Annotated in this window: 3 protein-coding genes; all 3 read right to left on the bottom strand. The window is 49.1% G+C overall.

Annotation, left to right across the window (positions count from 1 at the left end):
- Window positions 1–78: 78 nt before the first annotated feature.
- The 3 genes from FJZ26_05800 to FJZ26_05790 all read right to left on the bottom strand — a co-directional run bounded on the left by FJZ26_05800 (window position 79) and on the right by FJZ26_05790 (window position 1,774).
- The gene (locus FJZ26_05800) at window positions 79–423 is read right to left on the bottom strand and encodes a hypothetical protein (GenBank protein MBM3229922.1); all 345 of its coding nucleotides are present in this window, start codon (window positions 421–423) and stop codon (window positions 79–81) included.
- A gap of 112 nt (window positions 424–535) precedes the next feature.
- Window positions 536–1,261 (bottom strand): hypothetical protein, encoded by a 726-nt coding sequence (locus tag FJZ26_05795; GenBank protein MBM3229921.1) that lies wholly within the window; start codon window positions 1,259–1,261, stop codon window positions 536–538.
- Between the two features lie 84 nt (window positions 1,262–1,345).
- Window positions 1,346–1,774 carry a hypothetical protein gene (locus FJZ26_05790; protein MBM3229920.1) on the bottom strand — a complete coding sequence of 143 codons (429 nt, stop codon included), beginning with the start codon at window positions 1,772–1,774 and terminating at the stop codon, window positions 1,346–1,348.
- Between the last annotated feature and the right edge of the window lie 33 nt (window positions 1,775–1,807).

Here is a 1,807-nt window from a genome sequence, read left to right as displayed (position 1 = left end):
TGACTATCTCCTTGTCTTCAGCGTATGCCTTCAATCCTTTCACTTCAAGCAAATCCATCCAATCTCCCTCAAACACAATCACGAGTGGTGGGAACCCGACATGCAGACCACGCACGGGTCCTTCTTGCCCATGTTTGACTTCTTCGCAATCACGAGTATCTTCGCAACCTCGAAATCCAGTTCCTGCCCTTTCACCTTGCCTCCTGCTATTTTCTTCGCAAGCTTCCTGCAGGCAGCAGATGACTTCGAATCAAGCTTCATGCCGCCACGTTTTCCAGAAACATACTGCGAGATGGCGGCCGAAGTGGTGCCAAGGGTGACAGCAATCTTGCTTTGCGCCATCCCCTCCTTCCCCATGTCAAGGGCAAGCTCTCGGCAAATGGCAGGCAGAAGCTTCCAATGCACGTCCGCGCAGGGCAGCATGTAAAATCACCTTGGCTCAAGTTGTTAACGATTGTTAATTTCCTGGCAAGGAGGTATTTAAGGCTGCCTACTCGGAGAAGAAAAGGGGAAAAAGAAGGAAAAAAGAAAGAAACTAACTGCGCATTGCTGGCCTGAAAACCTGCCTTTGCAATACGGGCTGCTTATATGTCGGCCTTGCCCCGATTGCAAACGTCTTGTCAAATCCTGTGCCATTGAAGCTCGTGGGTTTTGCCGATTTCTTCGTTGTCTTCGGTTTTTTAGTTTCCTTCGGTTTCTTCGTTGTGTCAACCTTAACTGTAGTGTCTGGCAACACCGGTTCAAGCTTGACTCCCTTTAGTTCTGCTCTGGTTTCAGGGCTTGTCATGTGCACTAGTGTCAATGCTGTTGCCTGCCTCATAGTGGCTGGGCGAGTGCTGTCACCTTTAAATTCAACCGCAGGCGCGCCCTCCGAATTTCTGCTTGGGCCAAGCGTAAGGTGCTGTTCATTTGCTACGGCTACAGCTATCACATCCTTGACTGTCAAGCCTAAGTTTGCTGCAGCTTCTGAACTGTCCAAAGCGAGTTTTATTTCCTTTACTGCCTTGTCACTAAGTTTGTTCTGGATCGCCAATGCAGCGACAGAACGAGCAGCGTCTCCAGTCAATTCTGGGACAGCGAGGGTTATCTGTGCCGCTCTGGCAGCAATATTGTCGTTTTCAACTTTGTTTTGGTATAAGTAGTATCCACCTATGACAAGCACCGCTCCTGCAATAACGCTCAGTATAGTTATTTTGGTGCTTTTTTTCATTGGAGCGTTTTCTTCCAACATGTGCCCTCTCGGGTGCCATTCTTCTGCCATTCTCCCACCTCTTAGAATGAGGACTAAATATGAGTAATTGGCTTTTTATAGCTTGTGCCTAAGAGCGACAAGTCGTGTCAGTTTCTATTTGAAAACCCTGCCAGTTTCTTCGGCCCAGAAAAGGAGGTCAAGGTGCGCAGGCGGGATGCCTATTTTTTGACAGAATTTTTCCATTTTCTCCTCTATTTCCAGGTAGCGCTTTGCTGTCAGCGATTTTGGCAGTGAAGGGATGGCGCCGTGCTTCACCAAATTCTTCAGGATATGCCTGTCAAGTATGGCAATCGTTTTTCCCCTTCCAACATTCCGCAGGTAATGGCTCGCCTCCTTCCAGCCAATGCCCTTCACCAACTTCAAAAGGGCGGCTCGCGCTTCCTTTTCGCTTCCGTTGTGTGTTGCAGCCACCAGTTCTGCGAACCCGTTCGGCGAAAACTTTTCCCTTGCCAGCACAAGGTATTCCGCTTTCTTGTTGTGGAAGCGCGTCCTTGTGGAAAGGATGCCTCTGATTTCAGGCACGCTTCCGCCATGCAGCAGCTTCCTTTGCTTTAA

The organism is Candidatus Parvarchaeota archaeon (assembly GCA_016866895.1).
GTDB lineage: Archaea > Micrarchaeota > Micrarchaeia > Anstonellales > VGKX01 > VGKX01.
Note: the sequence above shows the minus strand (reverse complement) of the source record. Positions and strands in the feature narration are given on the sequence as shown.